This is a genomic window from Nostoc sp., assembly GCF_036919675.1.
Lineage (GTDB): Bacteria > Cyanobacteriota > Cyanobacteriia > Cyanobacteriales > Nostocaceae > Nostoc.
Genome location: NZ_JBALCP010000077.1, coordinates 173427 through 195184, shown reverse-complemented (window position 1 = coordinate 195184; position 21758 = coordinate 173427). Strand labels below are relative to the sequence as shown.

General features: G+C 43.1%; 18 protein-coding genes and 2 pseudogenes. 9 read left to right on the top strand and 11 right to left on the bottom strand.

Annotated features, from left to right (window positions below; translation table 11 throughout):
- Positions 1–67 precede the first annotated feature (67 nt).
- The 5 genes and pseudogenes from V7K49_RS34695 to V7K49_RS16800 form a co-directional block, all read right to left on the bottom strand.
- Positions 68–313 (bottom strand): annotated as a pseudogene (locus V7K49_RS34695) (ribulose bisphosphate carboxylase small subunit); the annotation flags it as partial.
- A 102-nt stretch (positions 314–415) separates the two neighbouring features.
- Positions 416–2062, bottom strand: a pseudogene (locus V7K49_RS16815) (ribulose bisphosphate carboxylase small subunit); the annotation flags it as partial.
- 87 nt (positions 2063–2149) lie between these two features.
- Complete coding sequence (locus V7K49_RS16810; RefSeq protein WP_335068058.1) at positions 2150–2452, bottom strand: EutN/CcmL family microcompartment protein; 303 nt, start codon at positions 2450–2452, stop codon at positions 2150–2152.
- A 6-nt stretch (positions 2453–2458) separates the two neighbouring features.
- Positions 2459–2803: a carbon dioxide-concentrating mechanism protein CcmK gene (locus V7K49_RS16805; RefSeq protein WP_010995041.1), complete on the bottom strand. Its 345-nt coding sequence runs from the start codon at positions 2801–2803 to the stop codon at positions 2459–2461.
- A gap of 91 nt (positions 2804–2894) precedes the next feature.
- Positions 2895–3203: a carbon dioxide-concentrating mechanism protein CcmK gene (locus V7K49_RS16800; RefSeq protein ID WP_190891121.1), complete on the bottom strand. Its 309-nt coding sequence runs from the start codon at positions 3201–3203 to the stop codon at positions 2895–2897.
- A gap of 657 nt (positions 3204–3860) precedes the next feature.
- Between V7K49_RS16800 and V7K49_RS16795 the strand changes: the two genes are divergently transcribed.
- From V7K49_RS16795 to V7K49_RS16780, 4 genes are all read left to right on the top strand, one after another.
- Positions 3861–5717 (top strand): NAD(P)H-quinone oxidoreductase subunit F, encoded by a 1857-nt coding sequence (locus V7K49_RS16795; RefSeq protein ID WP_335206502.1) that lies wholly within the window; start codon positions 3861–3863, stop codon positions 5715–5717.
- 98 nt (positions 5718–5815) lie between these two features.
- The gene (locus V7K49_RS16790; RefSeq protein ID WP_335206501.1) at positions 5816–7321 is read left to right on the top strand and encodes an NADH-quinone oxidoreductase subunit M; all 1506 of its coding nucleotides are present in this window, start codon (positions 5816–5818) and stop codon (positions 7319–7321) included.
- Positions 7322–7467: 146 nt separating this feature from the next.
- The gene (locus tag V7K49_RS16785) at positions 7468–8598 is read left to right on the top strand and encodes a CO2 hydration protein (RefSeq protein WP_334868929.1); all 1131 of its coding nucleotides are present in this window, start codon (positions 7468–7470) and stop codon (positions 8596–8598) included.
- Positions 8599–8624: 26 nt separating this feature from the next.
- Positions 8625–9494: an oxygenase MpaB family protein gene (locus tag V7K49_RS16780; protein ID WP_335206500.1), complete on the top strand. Its 870-nt coding sequence runs from the start codon at positions 8625–8627 to the stop codon at positions 9492–9494.
- 60 nt (positions 9495–9554) lie between these two features.
- Here V7K49_RS16780 and V7K49_RS16775 read toward each other — a convergent pair whose 3' ends face one another.
- The 4 genes from V7K49_RS16775 to V7K49_RS34690 form a co-directional block, all read right to left on the bottom strand.
- A complete protein-coding gene (locus V7K49_RS16775) occupies positions 9555–10298 on the bottom strand; it encodes a Uma2 family endonuclease (RefSeq protein ID WP_335206498.1) in 744 nt (247 codons plus the stop codon).
- Positions 10299–10418: 120 nt separating this feature from the next.
- Positions 10419–11705: a homoserine dehydrogenase gene (locus V7K49_RS16770; RefSeq protein ID WP_335206571.1), complete on the bottom strand. Its 1287-nt coding sequence runs from the start codon at positions 11703–11705 to the stop codon at positions 10419–10421.
- 219 nt (positions 11706–11924) lie between these two features.
- Positions 11925–13271: a ferredoxin--NADP reductase gene (gene petH, locus V7K49_RS16765; protein ID WP_334868981.1), complete on the bottom strand. Its 1347-nt coding sequence runs from the start codon at positions 13269–13271 to the stop codon at positions 11925–11927.
- 536 nt (positions 13272–13807) lie between these two features.
- Positions 13808–13957: a helix-turn-helix domain-containing protein gene (locus V7K49_RS34690; RefSeq protein WP_442948672.1), complete on the bottom strand. Its 150-nt coding sequence runs from the start codon at positions 13955–13957 to the stop codon at positions 13808–13810.
- Positions 13958–14400: 443 nt separating this feature from the next.
- Here V7K49_RS34690 and V7K49_RS16760 point away from each other — a divergent pair, with 443 nt between their 5' ends.
- The 3 genes from V7K49_RS16760 to V7K49_RS16750 all read left to right on the top strand — a co-directional run bounded on the left by V7K49_RS16760 (position 14401) and on the right by V7K49_RS16750 (position 17641).
- Positions 14401–15405, top strand: a complete 1005-nt coding sequence (locus tag V7K49_RS16760) for a phosphoribulokinase (RefSeq protein WP_334868949.1) — start codon at positions 14401–14403, stop codon at positions 15403–15405.
- Between the two features lie 266 nt (positions 15406–15671).
- Positions 15672–16946 carry a methionine adenosyltransferase gene (gene metK, locus V7K49_RS16755; protein WP_334868951.1) on the top strand — a complete coding sequence of 425 codons (1275 nt, stop codon included), beginning with the start codon at positions 15672–15674 and terminating at the stop codon, positions 16944–16946.
- Between the two features lie 467 nt (positions 16947–17413).
- Positions 17414–17641 carry a hypothetical protein gene (locus V7K49_RS16750; protein WP_335206496.1) on the top strand — a complete coding sequence of 76 codons (228 nt, stop codon included), beginning with the start codon at positions 17414–17416 and terminating at the stop codon, positions 17639–17641.
- A gap of 131 nt (positions 17642–17772) precedes the next feature.
- On the opposite strand, the gene V7K49_RS16745 is transcribed toward V7K49_RS16750, so the two are convergent.
- Positions 17773–18597 carry a serine/threonine protein kinase gene (locus V7K49_RS16745; protein ID WP_335206570.1) on the bottom strand — a complete coding sequence of 275 codons (825 nt, stop codon included), beginning with the start codon at positions 18595–18597 and terminating at the stop codon, positions 17773–17775.
- Positions 18598–19203: 606 nt separating this feature from the next.
- Positions 19204–19461 carry a terpene synthase family protein gene (locus V7K49_RS16740; RefSeq protein ID WP_334868953.1) on the bottom strand — a complete coding sequence of 86 codons (258 nt, stop codon included), beginning with the start codon at positions 19459–19461 and terminating at the stop codon, positions 19204–19206.
- Between V7K49_RS16740 and V7K49_RS16735 the strand changes: the two genes are divergently transcribed.
- Together V7K49_RS16735 and V7K49_RS16730 are read left to right on the top strand one after the other, a co-directional pair.
- Entirely contained in the window at positions 19440–20405 is a 966-nt protein-coding gene (locus V7K49_RS16735; RefSeq protein ID WP_335206494.1) for a protochlorophyllide reductase, read from the top strand. The two genes, V7K49_RS16740 and V7K49_RS16735, sit on opposite strands and share 22 nt — an antisense overlap.
- A 473-nt stretch (positions 20406–20878) precedes the next feature.
- Positions 20879–21499 carry a TMEM165/GDT1 family protein gene (locus tag V7K49_RS16730; protein WP_334868957.1) on the top strand — a complete coding sequence of 207 codons (621 nt, stop codon included), beginning with the start codon at positions 20879–20881 and terminating at the stop codon, positions 21497–21499.
- Positions 21500–21758: the final 259 nt, after the last annotated feature.

The window sequence follows — 21758 nt, the reverse complement described above, 5'->3', positions numbered from 1 at the left end:
GAATTTTTAAGATTAGAGTTTTGATTCAAAGCTTATTCCTAACTCCTAATTCCTAACTCCTAATTCCTTAAGGTCGTTGGATAATCGTTTCCAATACCCGACGCTTGGCTTTGGGGTCAATACCAATTAAGCGTACATATTCTCCTTGGTATTCGCCAAGGTGTCTTTCTACGGCTGCGATCGCTTCTCTTTCTGAGGAGGCTTGAATTTGACCGGTACTAGTCCAGGAACCAGTCCGGAACCGCCGTTGGTCTACATGTTCAATGCTAATTTTAGAGCCGCTAGCCAATAATTGCCGGAGTTGGTCTACTACTTCAGTACTCAAGCGCGTACTGGTAGCTGTTGCCTTAGGAGTAGCAGAAACCCCACTGCTAGTAAATGATTTCTGAGTGCCAGAGGAGGCTACTTGACCATTTGGACGTTGGATAATGGTCTCTAATACCCGCCGTTTGGCTTTAGGGTCAATACCAATTAAGCGCACATATTCTCCTTGGTATTGGCCAAGGTGTCCTTCTACGGCTGCGATCGCTTCTCTTTCTGAAGAGGCTTGAATTTGACCAGTACTAGTCCAGGAACCAGTCCGGAAGCGGCGCTCATCTACGTGTTCGATGCTAATTTTATTGCCGCCAGCCAATAATTGCCGGAGTTGGTCTACTACTTCAGTACTTAAGCGAGTACTGGTAGCTGTTCCCATTCCGGAGGGTGCACTGCTAGTAAATGATTTTTGACTGCCAGAGGAGGCTACTTGACCATTTGGACGTTGGATAATGGTCTCTAATACCCGCCGTTTGGCTTTGGTATCAATGCCGATTAAACGCACATACTCGCCTTGATGGCTTTCTATACATTCTTCCAAGCCGGAGATTACTTGATTTATGGAAGTTGCTTCAATTGGCTTGCAACTAGTCCAGGAACCAGTTCGGAAGCGGCGCTCATCTACGTGTTCCATGCCAATTTTGTAACCACCTGCCAAAAGTTGGCGGATTTGCTCTAAAGTTTCGTCATTGATTTTGCCACTGCTAGAGCCGTTACTGTTACCATTACTGCTGCTGTAACTGCTATTGCCACGATTAGCAGGAGCTTTAAAGTTGGTAGCTGGTTTAACATCACCATCTGGGCGTTGGATGATGTTTTCTAACACACGTCGTCTACCTTTGTCAATGCCAAACAGTCGAACATACTCGCCGCTATGGTTTCTTACACAGCTTTCTAATGCTGCGATCGCTTCACCAATGGATCTGGTTTCAATTGGTTGGCAACTAGTCCAAGAACCCGTGCGGAACCGTCTTTGGTCTACGTGTTCTGTACCAATCTTATACCCTTGCTCCAATAGATAGCGTAACTGCTCTATTGTTTCTGCACCCAAGCTATTGCTCGACACTTCACTACTCCTTTCCAACTCTAAGACAGTAATACCATTACCTGTATAAGATTTAGCGTTCTCATCCCGAATGGGTGCTATACATTTGCTATCCGCAGCACAGAGATAACCAGATCGTAATGCCTGATTAATCCCAACCACATGATGAGCAAATTCCTTATCCTGATCTTGCACATCTGGCAAGCGGTCAGCTTGCTGCTGGCTAGTAATTATCGCTCCCGAAGGTACATATTTCCCTGGCGGAATTTCTACGTCTTGAATTAAAGCGTGCATCATCACGATGCAACCTGCACCCACCCTGGCATTAAACACCGTAGAGCGAAAGCCAATGAAGGAATTATCCCCGACATAAGCTGGTCCGTGAATTAGAGCCATATGGGTAATGCAAGCATTTTTGCCAACCCACACCGAGTATTTATTTTGGTCATCGCCAACTACTCGACCTTGCTCCAAACCATGAATCACAACCCCATCTTGAATATTAGTGTTTTCACCAATATAAAAAGGTGTACCTTCATCCGCTCTAATCGTAGTCCCCGGGGCAACGATTACATTTGCACCTAACCGTACATCTCCAATCACATTGGAGAACGGATGTACAAAGGCAGTTTCATGGATTTGGGCTTCAGCTAAATTCCTCGACCACGGGGTTGGGGGTGCCGCCGTGTTGCGGACTGCCATTTCGAGACTCCTCCTGTATTAAATTAGGAGTTATGAGTTAGGAGTTATGAGTTTAAACTTTTCACTCCTCACTTCTCTAACTGTTGACTATCGATATTGATCTTTTTTGCTGTAGATCAGGCGATCTTCAACGTAAATGGTATCTATGATCGCCACTACCACTGCATCCAATGGTCGCTGTTCATTGCCAACAACTTGACGAGCAGCACTGCCACGACTGACAATTACCCACTCATCTACTCCTGCTCCCACACTATCTGCTGCTACCTCATATTGTGGCAGAATGTTTCCGTCTTCATCTACTAATTGTAACAACAGTAGTTTCACACCTCTAAGACTTGGATCTTTTTGGGTGCTAACTACTGTGCCGCGAACTTTAGCGACTTGCATTACAAATTACGGTCTTCTACCGAAAGGACGAATTGCATTCACATTTTCCCGGAACTGCTCTACGTCTTCTGTATAACGAATTGGTAGCACGTATTCCAAGTTCTCATGAGGACGAGCAATGATGTGAGTAGATAACACTTGTCCGCCGTTGACTCGCTTCACTGATTCAACACCTGCGGCCACAGAAGCTTGCACTTCCGACACGTCACCCCGGACAATCACTGTAACTCGACCACTGCCGATTTTTTCATAGCCGACTAGAGTAACACGGGCAGCCTTCACCATCGCATCAGCAGCTTCCACTACCGCTGGAAAGCCTAGCGTTTCAACCATTCCCACTGCAATTGACATTAGTTTTAATCCCTATTTAAAGTTTTTAGCCTTGGACAAAAGCGATGCTCAAAAAGGTAAAGAGCATTAATTAAGTTTGTTTAAACAGCTTTTAGGTACGGAACTGTTCCACAGCTTCTGTGTAACGAATCGGCAAGACGTATTCCAGGTTTTCATGAGGACGAGCAATGATGTGAGTGGATAAGACTTCACCACCATTTACTCTTTTCGCCGCTTCAACCCCGGCAGCTACGGAAGCTTGCACTTCAGATACATCTCCCCTAACTATTACGGTGACGCGAGCGCTACCAATTTTTTCATACCCTACTAAAGTTACACGGGCGGCTTTCACCATCGCATCAGCAGCTTCTACGACTGCTGGAAAGCCCTTCGTTTCAATCATTCCAACTGCAATTGGCATCGCAGAACTCCTACAAAATGAATCTAATCAGTACTGTCGCTTGAAATTTTTGACGGGGAGAGCTTTATCTTAGAGCTAAGAAAACACTTCCAAATTAAGCATAGGAAAGCTTTGCGTTCCTGGCAATATAAATTACTATAATAGTTTATGATAAGAAAGTTTTAAAAAACTTAACATAAATTTATCTGCGCTTCTGAGCAATTAAAGTTTACTGATTCCTAGCGCAGCCACTTATGCTTTATAATTTCTTTATCACATTTACAAAACGACATTCATAACCAAGGGTAATTTTATCTGGCGAGTGGCGATAAGCGGCTGTATCTTATGCTGTTTCTATCTTCTGCCAATTTTAGCTATATGTACAAGGACTAGGTGAAAAATATATAATTTTTTCAAATATATCGTATAAACTACTTTGCCCAAAGTAGAAATACAAATGTAAAAACAGAGGTGAGGTTAAGGCAAGTAAATGCTTTTGCGTATGTAAAGTTATATTTTATGAAAGTTTAATAGGGTAAAGTAAAGTAAAAATACTTCTGATAATTTAGTTTAAACAATAGTAAAAAACATTGATATTTTACTAAATTAATTTTTTAAAATAAATAATTGTCTGAAAGCTTTTTTAAAATCAAGGGCGAGTCGTCAAGGTAAATTGAAATGAATCAATTTTTATTTTCAACAAGTTGGTTTGTGCCTTTATATAGCTTATTGGGCGCAATTTTGACGTTGCCGTGGGGAATAGGAATAATTCAGCGAACAGGGCCAAGACCTGCGGCATACATAAACTTGTTGACGACGGTTTTGGCTTTTGGCCATAGCCTGTTTGTATTTAAAAATATATGGGATAGAGAACCAGAAAAGTTACTGGTGCCCTGGTTGAAAGCTGCGGATTTAGACTTATCTTTTGCCTTGGAACTCTCAGCAGTCAGCATTGGGGCAACAGTTTTAATTACAGGGTTAAGCTTACTGGCACAAGTTTACGCTCTGGGTTACATGGAAAAAGACTGGTCGTTAGCGCGTTTTTTTGGGCTGCTGGGATTTTTTGAAGCAGCGCTGAGTGGTCTAGCAATCAGTGATTCTTTGTTTCTTAGCTATGCTCTATTGGAAGTCCTAACACTTTCGACTTACTTGTTGGTGGGGTTCTGGTATGCTCAACCGCTAGTAGTGACAGCGGCGCGGGATGCGTTTTTAACCAAACGGGTGGGAGATTTGTTGCTGCTGATGGGTGTGGTGACGCTTTCTACCTTAGCCGGCAGTTTGAACTTTTCGGATTTATATGAGTGGGCGCAAACAGCTAATTTAAGCCCAATGACATCAGCATTGCTGGGGTTGGCGTTAATTGCTGGGCCTGCTGGTAAATGTGCCCAATTTCCACTGCACCTGTGGTTAGATGAGGCAATGGAAGGGCCCAATCCCGCCTCGGTAATGCGAAACTCGCTGGTAGTAGCTGGTGGTGCTTATCTACTGTATAAACTGCAACCATTGTTAGCCCTGTCACCAGTTGCCTTGAATGTATTGGTAGTCATGGGCACGGTGACAGCGATTGGAGCAACATTAGTATCCATAGCTCAAATTGACATTAAGCGATCGCTGTCTCATTCCACTAGTGCATACATGGGCTTAGTGTTTTTGGCGGTGGGGTTGCAGCAAGGGGGTGTGGCCTTGATGTTGCTATTAACTCATGCGATCGCTAAAGCATTATTATTCATGAGTTCTGGTTCAGTAATTTTGACTACCCAAAGCCAAGACTTAACAGAAATGGGGGGTCTGTGGTCACGGATGCCAGCAACCACCACTGCCTTTATTGTCGGTTCTGCGGGGATGGTAACACTGCTACCATTGGGAGGCTTCTGGGCAATGCTAGCATGGGCTGACGGTTTCGTGAATATTAGCCCTTGGGTGATTGGGGTTTTATTATTGGTCAATGGCTTGACAGCATTGAACTTGACCAGAGTTTTCAGATTAGTCTTCTGGGGGAAACCGCAACAAAAGACCCGTCGCACCCCAGAAGTTGGTTGGCAGATGGCCTTGCCAATGGTTATTCTCACAGTGCTGACTCTGCTTTTGCCTTTGATGCTACAGCAATGGTACTTACTACCAGGTTGGGAAAGTATTAATTGGTATGTGGCATTAGCGTTGTTTACTTCTACTGCGGTGGGAATAGGTGTAGGGTGTACAGTTTATCTGCACAAAGCTTGGTCAAGATCCACAATCTTGGCATGGAGATTTCTGCAAGACTTGTTAGGTTATGATTTTTATATTGATCGAGTTTATCGTGTAACGGTGGTGAGTGCAGTAGCACTGCTATCTAAAATTTCTGCTTGGAGCGATCGCTATTTAGTCGATGGTCTAGTAAACTTGGTTGGGTTTGCGACAATTCTCGGCGGACAAACTTTAAAATACAGTATTTCTGGGCAATCTCAGGGCTATATGTTGACCATCCTAGCAGTTGTCAGCGTCCTGGGTTTTTTCATCAGCTGGTCATCGGGTTTACTAGATAAATTGCCTTTTTAACTGAGACGCGATTAATCGCGTCTGTACAGGAGTTAGGAGTTAAAAGTTACTTATTCTCCTCTGCTCCCCCTTTCCCCTGCTCCCCTTATCTGAATTCTATGCTTAGTGTTTTAATTCTAGTGCCGTTAATCGGTGCAGGTTTAATTGGTTTCTCGCCCTCTGGTATCAGTGGGAAATTTGCCCGTGGGGTGGCTTTGGTCTTTGCCAGTATTGCTTTCTTGTGGACAATCGTACTAGCAATTCAGTTCCATCCAGGGGAAATAACTCAACAGTTTGCCGAGTCTCTTCCTTGGGTAGATGTTTTAGGCTTGAACTATAATCTTGGGATAGATGGTTTATCTTTGCCGTTGCTGGTTTTGAATGGATTGTTAACTTGCATTGCCATCTATAGCAGCGATGAATCTTTACAGCGTCCTAAATTTTATTACTCTTTGATCCTATTATTAAGCGCTGGGGTGACTGGAGCCTTTCTGGCACAGGATTTACTGCTATTTTTCCTGTTTTACGAATTGGAACTAATCCCGCTATATCTGTTGATAGCTATTTGGGGTGGAGCCAAGCGGGGTTATGCGGCAACAAAATTTCTCATTTATACCGCCGTTTCTGGAATCTTGATTTTGGCAAGTTTCCTCGGCATGGTTTGGCTGAGTGGTTCCTCTAACTTTGCACTAGCAACCTTGAACACTACGACTTTACCTCTAGCAACACAGCTTTTGCTGCTAGCAGGGATTTTGGTAGGTTTCGGGATTAAAATTCCCCTAGTACCCTTCCATACTTGGTTGCCAGATGCTCACGTTGAAGCTTCCACACCAATTTCTGTGCTGTTGGCTGGGGTGTTGTTGAAGTTGGGAACTTACGGCTTACTGCGATTTGGCATGAATTTGTTACCAGAAGCTTGGGCTTATGTGGCTCCTTGGTTAGCGACTTGGGCAGTAGTGAGTGTACTGTATGGTGCATCCTGCGCGATCGCCCAAACCGATATGAAAAAAATGGTAGCATACAGTTCTATTGGACACATGGGCTACATACTTTTAGCGGCGGCTGCGGCTACACCATTAAGCGTGTTGGGTGCTGTTATGCAGATGATTAGCCACGGCTTGATTTCTGCCATGCTGTTTTTATTGGTAGGGGTTGTGTATAAAAAAGCCGGAAGCCGGGATTTAGAAGTCTTGCAAGGACTACTGAACCCAGAACGGGGTATGCCCGTAATTGGTAGCTTGATTGTTGTGGGAGTCATGGCCAGCGCTGGTATACCGGGAATGGTCGGGTTTATTTCTGAATTCATCGTTTTTCGGGGGAGTTTCCCAGTTTTTCCAGTGCAAACCTTGCTATGCATGATTGGTACAGGTTTAACTGCGGTTTACTTTCTAATACTTCTCAACCGCGCCTTTTTTGGACGCCTGTCTGCACAAGTTATCAACTTACCACGGGTGTATTGGAGCGATCGCGCCCCAGCTGCAATTTTAGCTGTGCTGATTGTGATTTTCGGCATTCAACCTGGTTGGTTAGTGCGCTGGACTGAACCAACAATTACAGCAATGGTAAATACCCAAAACGTAGTAGCAACAGTGTCCTTGGATAAAGCAATGAGGGCTGAGGATTAGGGACTGGGGAAGAAGCAGGGGAGCAGGGAGCAGAGAGCAAGGGAGAAGAAAGAGTTTTCCCCTCTGCCCCTTGCCCCTCTGCCTCTTTTCAATGTCCAATCCCCAGTACCAAATCCCTAATCCTTATACTTTTTGGAGAGATGGCAATGGTAACTATTAAAAAGAAAGCGACTCACAATCCCTTAGCTGAGTATATTGAACGTCTGCAAAAAGGACAAGCATTACTCCCCGATAGCCCAGAGAATGTGCTGGAAGTTGTTGGTATTCTTAAAAGCTATGGCGTAGTTTTAGATGCCTACTCAAAAAATCTTAACTATATTGCCGAGCATCAGTTTTTAGTCTTTTTCCCATTTTTTAAATATTTTAATGGAGAGATTTCTTTTCAGAAATTATTCCGTCACTGGTGGCATGACCGGATTAATTTTGAATATGCCGAGTATTGCATGAAAGGCATGATGTGGCACGGTGGGGGCGGACTAGATACATATTTAGATACAATAGAATTTAAAGAAAGAGCGCAAGCCGTTATCGCCGCAAAATTTAAAAATAATCCCTTAGTTTCGGTTATTAACCAACTGTTTCCAGATTTTTTAACAGAATACTTGCGCGTCTCTGCTTACTACACTGGTTTAGGTCAATTCTGGCGAGTAATGGCTGATATGTTCCTCAAATTATCAGACCGCTACGACCAAGGTGAAATCAAATCGATTCCCCAAGTTGTAGACCACATTAAAACAGCCTTAGTGGCAAATGCATCAAACCCAATTACCTACGCCGTCAAAATTCGGAATGAAGTCTATGAAATCATTCCCAAAAGCGTTGGTTTGACCTTCTTAGCAGATACAGCAATACCTTATGTAGAAGCAGTATTCTTCCGGGGAACTCCTTTCCACGGTACAGTTTCATACAACGCCCAAGGATCTCAAATTCCCCCAGATCAAACCCGATTTCAATATGGCGCATTGTATGCCGATCCTTTGCCCATCGGCGGTGCCGGTATTCCTCCCACCATGTTGATGCAGGATATGCGTCATTATCTTCCAGAGTATTTACACGAAATTTATCGTCGCAGTCTCCGAGGTGAAGATGATTTGCGGGTACAAATTTGCATAAGTTTCCAAAAATCGATGTTTTGCGTGACGACAGCAACGATTTTGGGACTGATGCCTTATCCTTTGGATACTAAAGATCCAAATGAGGAAAAAGGTAATCGAGTTTATTTAGAGAAGTGGATGGATCGGTTACAAACTTCGCGGTTGTTGGATGTTAATAAATAACTGAATTGAATACAGAGAAATTTCAGATGCTTCTCAATCGTTATAAAAATCTTCATCTAATTCAGCAACTTGACCCAGTGCAAGATCATTGCCGGATTTATTACTTGATGAATGGCTATGAGTTTCCTTGGGATATGACGCGATCGCTCGAAATTGCTTTGATGCGAACTTATTGCGTTCCTAGTATTTCTAAATTGCTGAATCAGACCGGAGAATTTACCCATCGTCCGCAAAAACGCTACGATGATACGTCAATAATTGTTGGAGAGATGATTCAGTGGGGTTATGATAGCGATCGCGGCAAACAAGCCCTGCAACGCATGAATGCAATCCACGGACGCTTCAAGATTGACAACGACGATTTCCTGTATGTACTTTCAACTTTCATTTTCGATCCCATCCGCTGGAATGTGCGGTTTGGTTGGCGGCTGATGTGCGAACAAGAAAAATTAGCGGCTTTTTACTTCTGGCGAGAAGTAGGTAAGCAAATGCAGATTCAGAATATCCCTGAAACCTACGAAGAATTGGAGCGCTATAACCTTGCCTACGAACACCAAAACTTTCGCTATTCAGATACAAATTGTCGAGTTGGGGAAGCTACACGCGATTTATTTTTGAGTTGGTTTCCTTCGTGGATGCGTTCTTTCATCAAACCTGGTATCTACGCTTTACTGGATGAGACAATGCTCGATGCCTTTGGTTTTCCCCATGCCTCGCCATTGCTGCGATCAGCTATGGTAAGTCTACTAAAAATCCGAGCCAGATTAATCCGGTTATTCCCACCTCGGAATCACCCTAGTTTTCATCTTGACTCTTCTATCCCCAGCTATCCCACTGGCTATGAAATTGCAAATGTGGGACCACCGGAAAATGTTAAGCGGCAAAGCTCGGACTAACTTGTTTAAGCGATTGGCATCTTGTGTCAGTAACTCTTGCCATAGCCCTTCATCCAAAATCTACGCTTCTGGTTCAACACCAAGCGATCGCAATTGGGCAGTTAAGCGATCGGCTCTTTGTTTTTCCTGTTCAGCCCGTTGAGATTCCTGTTCAGTTCTTTCCTCACCAGTCAACAACAAATTACCCTGCAAATCCCACCAACGCAACCAGGGCAATTGGGCATTTTGATATTCTCCTTGCCAAATACCTAACTCAACACCCAAGGGTGTAATCAGATAATGTCCGCGCTCATTTGCTGTTAATAACTGATATTGTCCACCAATTAATTCATAAACTTCTACACTGGCTTTATTCACTTCATAAATGCCATAATAAGCCGGATGAATTACTTGCTCATAAATCCAAAATTTGCCTTGCCAAGGGGTTTTATCTCGTTCTTCACTACCATCCCCAGAAACAAATTCTAAGGCAATCAAGGGGGCAATAAATTCTCGCCACAGTACATAAGACCTCCGCGTTTGTCCATCGAGTAAGGGCGGTACATTTCCTACATAAAACCAATCTGGTGCTTCTGCGCCTTTTTCTAGGGGGTCTGTCAAGCGCCAGTAAATACCTAAGTCCTGACCTATACAATATTGACCTTCAGGATGTAATTGTTTGAGAACAGGTGTAATCGAGTCAGTGAGTAAGATGCTTTGGGGATGCTCTTGCCAATTTTTCACAAATGTGCCGTCGGACTCTGGTAGCTGCGTATGGTCAGGGAAAGGAGTGAGGGCGGTGGATGGGTCGGTTGCAGAGGTCATAAGACTACCTTTGCAGGAGTAAGGGTTGTTTTTTAGTTTAGCTTGCCATTAGGCTAAGGCTGCCAAGACTTTGCTCTTGAGCTAGGCTTCTGGTTCAAGACCGATCGCTAAACGATAATCTCAAAGTACACGTAGTAAACTGGGAATGCTTTCGATCGCTGACAAATTCCGAATTTCTGCCAAAGCTTGCCGAAAGTTGCCTTCTCGCACATCATGGGTAACAACCACAATCTCTGCAAGTTCCCCTTGAAAGCCAGTTTGGACAATTGACTCTAAGCTAACGCCGTAATTACCAAAGCAAGTCCCCAATTTCCCGATAACTCCAGGTTGGTCATTCGTGAGAAAACGGGCGTAAAACCGAGTTATCAGTTCTGCCATCGGCGCAATTTGGCAGTATTCCTGATGCCCACAAGCTAATAATGGATTTGGTACTGCTGTATTGGTTTTGAGGACAGCAACTAGATTTAAGATATCTGATGTGACAGCACTGGCGGTTGCACCAGCACCAGCACCGGGGCCGAAAAACATAACTTGCCCGATGGGTTCTCCTTCAACAAGAATGGCATTGTAAACGCCGTTGATGCTAGCCAAAGGGTGGGCTTGAGGCACTAAGGTAGGATGAACTCTGACAGAGAGAGCGGATGAGGGAGGATTACGTTTGGCGATCGCTAACAATTTAATCACAAATCCCAATTTTTCGGCGTAGGCAATATCTGTTTTGCTGACTTGCCGAATCCCCTCAGTATAAACATCTTCTAAGTTGATGCGTCCACCAAAGCCTAATGATGCCAGGATAGCAATTTTATCTGCTGCGTCTAAGCCATCGATATCAGCTGTGGGGTCAGCCTCAGCATAACCCAGACGTTGGGCATCAGCCAAAACATCGTTGAAGTTGCTGCCTTCTGTTTGCATCCGCGTCAGGATGTAGTTAGTTGTACCGTTAACGATGCCTGTTACAGTATGAATGCGGTTAACACTTAAAGACTGCTTTAGGGGTTGAATCACAGGAATACCACCACCCACAGCGGCTTCTAGCATGACGTATACGCCAGCTTGATTGGCAGTTGTGAAAATTTCCGCTCCAAAGCGGGCGATCGCTGCTTTGTTGGCGGTGACTACGTGCTTACCATTACTTAAGGCTTTGAGGATCAGCGATCGCGCCGGTTCTAGTCCGCCCATCACCTCGACAACTATATCTACCGCTGGATCGTTGACAATAGCTTCTATATCTATAGTTAAAACTTCCGTAGACAATTCTACTGCCCGGGGTTTATCTAGCGATCGGACTCCCACCCGATAGATTTCTATCTCTTGCAACAACGGGTGACGCCCAGCCTTATCTTGCAACAACTGCACTGTCCCCGTTCCCACGGTGCCTAATCCCAGTATTCCTAGTTTCACACCCACAAATTTTGCACCCAATTTATTTTTTAAGTACTGAGTGCTGAGTGCTAAGTACCAAGTAGTTAGAAGTATTTAGTACTTTACCACTCAGAACCGAGAACTCTTTCCTCAACTATTTATAATATTCATAACAAAACAATTGTAGGGTGAGCATTGCCCACCCTACTCATTCGTAACTAAGAACGGGCTAAACCATAGCTATCCGCTAATGGAACTCAGCACTTAGTAGGTTTCTACGTGCCAGCGATGAGCTTTTTTGAGTTCCTTCTGGTAATCACTCCAGGTTACGCCTTCCTTAGCAGCAGCAGTAGTTAAGGCTGCATCAATACCTTCTTCCATACCCCGCAAACCGCAGATGTAGGTTTGAGTTTTTTCATTTTTAATCAACTGCCACAATTCATCAGCATGTTCCGCTACGCGGTCTTGGATGTACATTCTACCGCCTTGGGGATTTTTCTGTTCGCGGCTAATGGCACCAGTGAGGCGGAAGTTATCAGGATATTTTTGTTGAATTTCTTCCAGTTCTTCCTTATATAAGAGGTTTGGAGTTGTCGGCACACCAAATATTAACCAAGAGAATCCTTTAAATTCGTATTCTGGGTTAGCAGCTCTTTCGGCATCTTTAAACTGACGCCACAGATAAGCCCGCATCGGGGCAATACCTGTTCCGGTTGCCAACATGATCACATTAGCATCAAGGTCATTGGGTAACAACATTTCCTTACCCACAGGCCCTGTAATTTTTACATCTGCCCCTGGTTCCAGGAAACACAGGTGTGTAGAGCAAACACCGTAGACTGTTTCGCCAGTTTCTGGGTGCTTGTACTCCAACTGACGGACGCACAGTGAGACTGTCTTATCATCGACATCATCGCCATGACGAGTTGAGGCGATGGAATATAGTCTAAGTTTTTCCGGCTTGCCGTTCTTGTCTAATCCTGGTGGAATAATCCCAATACTTTGACCTTCTATATACTTCAAATCCCCGGCAGAAATGTCAAATTTGAGGTGTTGAACAATACCAATCCCACCTTCTTTGACTAGCGGTTCATTAGATATTACCTTGCCAATAAATGGAGCATTGGGACGGTAAGTGTTGACAGGAATGTCACCTTGGTCTTTTTTGGCTTTCGCTTGAGTCATGGTGTTGCCTTTCTTGTCCTTGTTCTTGAGCTGTTCTTGTGCTGGTGGTTTAGCTAAGTCTTTAGCTTCACTATCAGCATTTACAGGTGTGGCTTTACCATTCCCTTCACTGTTAGCAGTTTCCCCAGTTGTAGCTAACTCGCTGACTTCGCTGTTAGCATTCCCAAGTGAGGCTTTACCATTAACTTGCTCTAGAGCAGTTATGGGCTGGATGCTAACAATTGTGCCGCCTAGACGAGTGATACGTCGCATTTCTTGATTCATGCGGTTGTAAGGCACTCTGATGAACACACTGCCACTTTTACGAATTGGGTAGTTAGTTTGATCAGTTTCTTCCCTCTGACGCAAACCCACTACTTCATATACGAAGACGCGGCTACCTAATTCTGTGTTGGCAGCACCCTCAACAGCACCTTGATTGTACATTCGCTCTACCACTCCGATAATTTACTTAACCGTTTTTCAAAAAAAAACTATTCCCATCCCATGCCAGCTTTAGTTTAGCGGATTTTCGTTTCACAAAACTGGAGAAAGAAGGAAAAACGGCATCATTAAATTAATGCCTTGCTAAGTATACTCACCAAAGACATGCAGGCATAGCAAAAAACACACCTGTTCACCTTCTAAGGTAAAGGATAAGTCTTGTGGAGAATGTTAATAATGAGTCAATTTAATCTTTTTTTCGTTAACTACCACCCCCATCAGGGAGATAGCTTTTTACCTTACTACCTAACGAGTAACTTCCAATGGCAGATATTGTCGGAGGGCTGCTTTGATTGGTGGAAGTTACCACTCGGTTTACCTCCAAAAATTGCCGTTGTGCTTGCCTACTCCAAGAGTTTAAATCGGAGAACGCCAAGGAGAGGAAGGTTTTCTTCCGATTAGTTTTACTTGTTTAAATCTACTACTTTCCCGGAATGTTGTTAGCTATATTCATCACCTGTCTATAAACAATTAGATGACTAGTACATTGTGGCGTCAGTTTGCCTACCTTTAACAAGGGATTTTGCCCCAAGTCTGGTCAGTGTAGGTAGTTTACAGCCAATAATTTGACTAATGCAATTTTTTTGCTCATTCGTTGGATAGATTTTTGCTTTGAATATCTTAGGCATTGTCGAGCCGGAATTACAATTTAAGAAGATCAACAAATTCGTGGCAATAATAAATTATACCTTATAGACTTGATTATATATCACAAGTAGCAGCTTGACAGAGGTACAACACTGATGGGCGGTGCTGATCCCCATTTTTAAATTAACAGCTAAATTAACAAAATGATTGATGAACCACGCTAATTCTTCTAGATAGCAATCTTGTATGGAATACCCCCTTCTGTTAAAATCGAATACACCACTAGGATTAAATACTTACCGGCACCAACATTCAGGCTAGTCCGACGAGTAGCAACTTAATTACTTTGTTGCCTACCCGCTTGGTGTCTTATAGATGTGCTAGGTAGCAAGAACGCAGGATAAACCAAAAGGGTAAACTCCTGGCTTCAGAATCTGCTGTGTGAAAAATTATTGACACAACTTTAGTATTTTAGAGGAAATTTATGACAAGTAAGTCGGAACGCGTGGTACTGATTGGAGTAGCCGGAGACTCTGGGTGTGGGAAATCTACGTTTTTGCGTCGTTTGATAGATTTGTTTGGTGAAGATTTAATGACAGTCATCTGCTTGGATGACTATCACTCCCTGGATCGCAAACAGCGTAAAGAAACTGGGATAACTGCACTAGACCCCAGGGCGAACAATTTTGACCTGATGTATGAGCAAATTAAAGCGCTCAAAAATGGTCAAGGGATTGATAAGCCGATTTACAACCATGAAACCGGCTTGCTTGATCCGCCAGAGCGGATCGAGCCGAATCGCATTATAGTTGTTGAAGGACTGCATCCTTTATATGATGAGCGGGTGCGATCGCTAATCGACTTTAGTGTTTATTTTGACATTAGCGATGAAGTCAAAATTGCCTGGAAAATTCAGCGAGATATGGCTGAACGTGGTCATCGTTACGAAGATGTGTTAGCGCAAATCAATTCTCGCAAACCTGACTTTGATAAGTTTATCGAACCACAAAGAGAATTTGCCGATGTAGTTCTTCAGGTATTACCCACGAACTTGATCAAAAACGACACCGAGCGCAGAGTCTTAAGGGTACGTATGCTCCAGCGGGAAGGTAAGGAAGGCTTTGATCCAACCTACCTGTTTGATGAAGGGTCAACAATTAATTGGACTCCCTGTGGACGCAAGCTGACCTGTTCCTACCCTGGTATGCAACTGTACTATGGTTCAGATGTTTACTACGGCCGCTATGTCTCAGTACTAGAGGTGGATGGTCAATTTGACAACTTGGAAGAAGTAATTTATATCGAAACCCATCTCAGCAATACATCCACAAAATATCAGGGTGAATTGACTCATTTGTTACTCCAGCATCGTGAGTATCCAGGTTCCAATAATGGTACTGGTTTCTTCCAAGTACTTACAGGTTTGAAAATGCGTGCTGCCTATGAGCGGTTGACAGCTAAGGAAGCAAAGTTAGCGGTTCAGGTTTAAAAGCAGCAGTGTTTGTGTCAAAGTTTGTGGGGGCGCTTCTGGGTGTCCCCGTTTTTTTGTGTTATTAAATACATTTTATCCACAAAATAATTAGCATAAATTTATCTTATTTACAGATACTTACTTTATAGCTAGTGGTTTTTATCAATATTCAGAAGATACTAACTACTGAAGTATAAATATTGTTATGATTTCATAAATTAGATAGTTGAACTAAATACCCACATTTAGTCAGCGAAAAAAACTCAATAAAGGAGGAATTTCCTTTGTCTCGTCGATATCTATTTACTTCCGAGTCAGTCACCGAAGGTCATCCCGATAAAATCTGCGATCAGATTTCTGATACCATTCTGGATGCACTACTGACACAAGACCCCAGCAGCCGTGTCGCTGCTGAAGTAGTAGTTAATACTGGTTTGGTGCTAATCACTGGTGAAATAACCACCAAAGCCAATGTAAATTTCGTCAATCTTGCCCGCAAAAAAATTGCCGAGATTGGCTATACCAATGCCGATAATGGCTTTTCTGCTAACAGCACCAGCGTTCTGGTAGCTTTAGACGAACAATCACCTGACATTGCCCAAGGCGTTAACACCGCCCAAGAAACCCGCCAGCAAGATAGTGATGAACAATTCGACAAAATTGGCGCGGGCGATCAAGGTATAATGTTCGGTTTTGCCAGCAACGAAACACCAGAACTGATGCCCTTACCCATCAGTCTTGCCCACCGCATTGCTCGCCGATTAGCAGCAGTCCGGAAAACGGGTGAACTACCATACCTGCGTCCTGACGGCAAAACCCAAGTAACTGTGGCTTACGAAGACGGGCGCCCTGTAGGCATTGATACTATCCTGATTTCCACCCAGCATACAGCCACTATTGGGGAAATTACAGATGAGGCGGCGGTACAAGCCAAGATTAAACAAGACCTCTGGTCAGCAGTGGTCGAACCTGTTTTTGGCGACATTGACATTAAGCCTAATCAGGAAACACGTTTTTTAGTTAACCCCACTGGCAAATTTGTCGTTGGTGGCCCTCAGGGAGACTCTGGTTTGACAGGACGGAAAATAATCGTTGACACCTACGGTGGTTATTCACGGCATGGTGGCGGCGCTTTTTCCGGTAAAGACCCCACCAAGGTAGACCGCTCTGCTGCCTATGCGGCTCGCTATGTGGCGAAAAATATTGTTGCCGCTGGGTTAGCAGACAAAGTTGAAATCCAGCTATCCTATGCTATTGGCGTAGCACGACCAACAAGCATTCTGGTGGATACCTTTGGCACTGGCAAAGTAGATGAAGAAACCTTACTGGAATTAATCAACCAACACTTTGAACTGCGTCCAGCAGGAATTATCCATACCTTCAACTTACGCAACTTACCAAGTGAACGAGGCGGACGTTTTTATCAGGACGTCGCGGCTTACGGTCACTTTGGGCGGGCTGATTTAGACTTGCCTTGGGAACAGACCGATAAAGCCGAATTGTTGAAGCAAGCAGCAAACGAGTCACTTTCGGCAGTAGTTGCTCCGGCACTAACTTAGACTAATACGTTACTACAAAACATCTAACATGTTTATCTGAGGGTATAAGCAACTTAACAACTTGTTTATACCCTTATTTATCTTTCAACTGTCGTCAGTTAGGAATTATCAGTGAAAATTTTAGACGCGAATTTCGCGTCTCTACGTAGGTTGATGCCATCCGTGAGAGGTTAAGATAATTGCACTTTTGTCAACCAGTTAAAATACTCATTATGAAATTAGGGAAGGGCAATCACCCAGTTCTGAGTAAGACGTTACCGCAATAATAAGACGACTTAACAATTATGTCTTACTAGCGAATCAGGGTTACTGATGCAGCAATATTTAGGATCGATTCCGGATAATTCCCTCAGATATAGCTTTAACTCCAAACATGGATTATCCAACTAGATACTATACCTAACAGAGAAACTCCCATCACAATGATAAATATCATAAATCCGTTGAAATGTATTTGCAAACCTGTTTTGGCACTGCCTGAAATTGCAAACGATACTCCTAATACAATAAGACCTTCAAAACAAGTTGAAATTGTATGCCTCAAAGTTAGAAACCAAATATCATTAAAATTGTTGGAGATAGAAGTTACTAATCCTTCGATTATTCCGAAAAAACCGAAAATTATTGGTGATCTTATAAAATTATTCTTAATGTTAGAAGAAGGTGAAAAGACTGCACATATAAAAGCCAAGTAAACTAGAGTAGAATAACCTTCCCTTACAGTGTCAGCACCAAAAAACGGTAGTACATTGTTACTAATTAAAAGTAAACTCGTATACACCGAGCTTGTAGCTAGCCAAAAAACAAAATATACTTGCAAACATACCTAGGGATTCACGTCTGTTGGTTTCACTTGGAGTTTAGGAACCAGCATTTGCAACCATTCTTGCACCGATTGAGGTCGGTCTTCTGGTTTGCATTTCAGACCTTTTACGACTGCTTGATTTACTCTATCACTAATATTAGAGTTAAAATATTTCGGAGGTTCTAACTTACCACCATAAGTCCAATCTTTAGGTACTCCGCCTATCAACAAAACGTATAGTGTTGCTGCTAAAGCATAAATATCTGTATAAGTGCCTCGTTTTGCTTTTGGATTAAGCTGCTCAGGTGGTGCATAGAATGGAGTAAACATCACTGTATGTGTCAATGTTCTGTCATGTATAAATTCATGAGCAATTCCAAAATCAATCAAAATAGCAGATTTATCTTCTCGTAACATTATATTCTTCGGTTTGATATCTCTATGTAGCAAGCCTTGTTCATGAACAGTTTTTAATGCATTACCAACTTGCTGAATATATTTTAATGCTTCAGCTTCTGGCAAAGTACCTCGCCTACTTATAACACTGTCTAAATCTTCTCCGGAGACATATTCCATGACCATGCATAATTTTAAATTTCTCCGAATGATTCCTAAAGAGATGATAGACCATAAATTTTCTTCTAAAAACAAATCATATATTTTTACAATATGAGGGTGAGTACACCCCTTTAGCCGTTCTGCCTCTTTCTGAAAATTGTCTTGTAATTTCAGAAAATCAGGACTATTTTTAAACTCATCTTTCAAAGTTTTAATAGCAACATCTTTATTGTAATTGCGTGTATCTGTAGCTAAGTAAGTGATTCCAAAGCCACCATCTCCTGATATTCATTTAATGATATATCGAGCATTGTTCAACGTTGTTCCGGGTTGCCAAACTATGACTTTGAGTTCCAAAAACTAATAGACCGATTTTAACTAATGGGGTATTGTAAATAACGGCTTTTTTGATTTTGACGTAGCAATTTTTCAAACCCACACAGGATAGGAGGCGTGACGAAGTAAGTGCAAAATAGTACACATTGTAAAGAAGAATTACATTAAACACTTTCTCGATTTACTAACTTGCCCAAAAATGATACAAAAGATTTTCAAATTCAGTATCGTAGAATCGACTTTTCTCCCTTGTCAGTTCATCAAACTTGCCCATAAACAGTTTTTTTGGGAATGTTTTAGTCTGAAGATAATACTGAAGCTGAACGTTGAAATCTCAGAAAATAAAGGGTTTTGAGAATCTCTGTTATAAAACTTTACAATGTGGGTAATTTTGCATGTATTTCGTCATACTTCCGATAGTTAAGCAGCGAAAGTGTAGAAACCACTCAAATGGTATGAACGCGGCTTCCTTCTATGAAGCAGAGGGACAGCCAACCTGCTCCCTAGTGCTTCTAATTAAAAATCCATTAAAAGGACTCAGGAAACAATCAGGGAAAGCTAAAAAAAGTAAAGTTTGTTCTCGCCTTCATCCTCAACTTCTCTCTGGTAGGAGAACAGGTCGTTGCGAAGATGCACTCCATCGGCAAATGTGTCTTTCAGTACACGCATTGGCCGAACTGTGGCGATTTCAGCCGGGATCTCAACAAACGCAACACCTCGAACAATCAGAGGTGGTAACTCAGTGATGTAAAATCCTGAAGATAGTAAAAGGTGATTAACAGAGTCTGAATAGAATGGTACAGGATAGGAAGTCAACAGTTGTAATCACAGGTGCCTCTTCAGGGGTCGGTTTGTCCGCTGCCAAGGCTCTTGCTCAAAGGGGATGGTACGTAGTGATGGCCTGTAGGGATATAGCGAAAGCTCAACTTGCAGCCCAATCTGTGGGAATCCCCTACCAGGGCAGCTACACTATCATGCATATCGACCTTGGCTCAATGGATAGTGTTCGCCAATTTGTGAAGAACTTCCGAGCAAGCGGCAACTCCCTGGACGCTTTGGTATGCAACGCCGCAATTTATATGCCTTTGTTAAAGGAGCCACTGCGAAGCCCAGAAGGATTTGAATTAAGTGTTGCTACAAATCACCTCGGACATTTCCTTTTGTGCAACCTAATGCTAGAGGATCTGAAGAAGTCATCATCTTCAGAGCCAAGGCTGGTAATTTTAGGAACTGTCACCCACAATCCTGACGAACTGGGTGGGAAAATTCCGCCGCGTCCAGACTTGGGCGATTTGCAAGGCTTTGCAGAAGGATTTAAAGAGCCAATCTCGATGATTGACGGCAAGAAATTTGAACCAGTCAAAGCTTACAAGGACAGCAAGGTTTGCAACGTGCTGACTATGCGGGAACTGCATCAGCGCTATCACGAGTCAACTGGTATCGTCTTCAATTCGCTCTATCCGGGATGTGTTGCAGAAACGCCGCTATTCCGAAACCACTATCCCCTGTTTCAGAAAATCTTCCCATTATTCCAGAAGTACATCACTGGGGGATATGTGTCTCAGGAGTTGGCGGGAGAAAGGGTTGCGGCGGTGGTTGCCGATCCTGAGTACAATCAATCTGGTGCTTATTGGAGTTGGGGAAATCGCCAGAAGGAAGATGGGAAGTCCTTTGTTCAAAAGGTTTCTCCTCAAGCCCGCGATGACGACAAAGGCGATCGCATGTGGCAACTAAGCGCCAAGTTGGTTGGACTTGCATGATGGCATAGGACTTGGCATTACTATGCGTGTAGGTAACGAATGGTTGAGGTGATTCTAGGTCACCTCTGACTTTATTGATAGTTTTATTTAAATTACGCTATACAGTCAATACAATTTTGAAAAAAGTTGGTATTAGTGCTAACAGGAATAAAAAGATGATGAGTTTTTACCTCAGTAAGCACTGAATCGGGCTGTATTGTGCCGCTTTACTCTCCATTCCCTAATCTTGACTTCTATCTGTAACAGATGTATAATTAAAATTGCATAGAAGGGGAGTAGCTGCTGGCAAAAAAACTTTAAAGCCAGTACATCTGAATCAACATACTGGCGATGAGCCTGGTTCAGGTGGCAAGTAATAAATATTTGAAAGCGAGACCTTCACTAAGTTCACACCGAAAAGTGTAAACTTGGTGAGGTCTTTTGGTTCTCATCAAGCTTCACATCGGTAAACGATTCTTCAGGAGCTTGAGAGAGTGTTAACAGCTTTTACCGCAGCTTTATTACTAATTACAGTTTCAGAATTAGGCGATAAAACATTTTTTATTGCTGTGATTTTGGCAATGCACCACTCGCGGCGACTAGTATTTACAGGTGTAACAGCTGCTTTAGCCGCGATGACAATCCTTTCGGTGCTATTTGGACAAGTGGTATCTTTGTTACCAAAAAATTATATTCATTACGCCGAAATAGCTTTGTTTATTGCCTTTGGTATCAAACTGTTATACGACGCTAGTAAGATGTCCGCAGCGGCTTGTGATACAGAAGTTGTACAAGAGGCCGAAGCTGCGGTGAAAAAAGCAGACTTGCAGCGACCAAAGCAAAAGACTTCCTTGGCAATTGTAATAGAAGCCTTTATATTGACATTTATGGCAGAGTGGGGCGATCGCACCCAAATTGCCACCATTGCCCTAGCAGCCGGAAATAATCCAATTGGAGTGACAATAGGTGCAATTTTAGGACATGCCATTTGTGCTGTGATCGCAGTTATCGGCGGAAAAATGATTGCCGGACGCATTTCTGAGCGTCAACTCACCCTGATTGGCGGATGCCTGTTTTTGGTCTTTGGTGTTGTTGCTGCCATTGAAGGAGCGTGAGGGGATGAGGGGGACAAGGGGACTGGGGAGTAAGAATTTTAGATTTTAGAATTCGGCTCCTTTCGGCAACTCTTAGAGACGCTACGCGTAGCTTGCTTCCCCGTAGGAGTACGCTCAAGGCAAGTCGCTCAGTCGAACGATTTTGGATTAAAGTAATTGAAATTTAATCTAAAAGACGCTCTCTTACGAGACGCTGCGCGAACGCGGACTCGCTCTAAGCGAAGCCATGCCGCAGGCTTTACGCTGCGCTATCATCAAT

Bases quoted from the DNA above. Each gene is read 5' to 3' on its own strand.
- V7K49_RS16795 (WP_335206502.1), top strand. From the start codon at position 3,861: ATGAATCAATTTTTATTTTCAACAAGTTGGTTTGTGCCTTTATATAGC.
- V7K49_RS16805 (WP_010995041.1), bottom strand. From the start codon at position 2,803: ATGTCAATTGCAGTGGGAATGGTTGAAACGCTAGGCTTTCCAGCGGTA.
- V7K49_RS16810 (WP_335068058.1), bottom strand. From the start codon at position 2,452: ATGCAAGTCGCTAAAGTTCGCGGCACAGTAGTTAGCACCCAAAAAGAT.
- V7K49_RS16780 (WP_335206500.1), top strand. From the start codon at position 8,625: ATGCTTCTCAATCGTTATAAAAATCTTCATCTAATTCAGCAACTTGAC.
- V7K49_RS16760 (WP_334868949.1), top strand. From the start codon at position 14,401: ATGACAAGTAAGTCGGAACGCGTGGTACTGATTGGAGTAGCCGGAGAC.
- V7K49_RS34690 (WP_442948672.1), bottom strand. From the start codon at position 13,957: ATGCCTAAGATATTCAAAGCAAAAATCTATCCAACGAATGAGCAAAAA.
- V7K49_RS16790 (WP_335206501.1), top strand. From the start codon at position 5,816: ATGCTTAGTGTTTTAATTCTAGTGCCGTTAATCGGTGCAGGTTTAATT.
- petH (WP_334868981.1), bottom strand. From the start codon at position 13,271: ATGTACAATCAAGGTGCTGTTGAGGGTGCTGCCAACACAGAATTAGGT.
- V7K49_RS16775 (WP_335206498.1), bottom strand. From the start codon at position 10,298: ATGACCTCTGCAACCGACCCATCCACCGCCCTCACTCCTTTCCCTGAC.
- V7K49_RS16735 (WP_335206494.1), top strand. From the start codon at position 19,440: ATGGTACAGGATAGGAAGTCAACAGTTGTAATCACAGGTGCCTCTTCA.
- V7K49_RS16785 (WP_334868929.1), top strand. From the start codon at position 7,468: ATGGTAACTATTAAAAAGAAAGCGACTCACAATCCCTTAGCTGAGTAT.
- V7K49_RS16800 (WP_190891121.1), bottom strand. From the start codon at position 3,203: ATGCCAATTGCAGTTGGAATGATTGAAACGAAGGGCTTTCCAGCAGTC.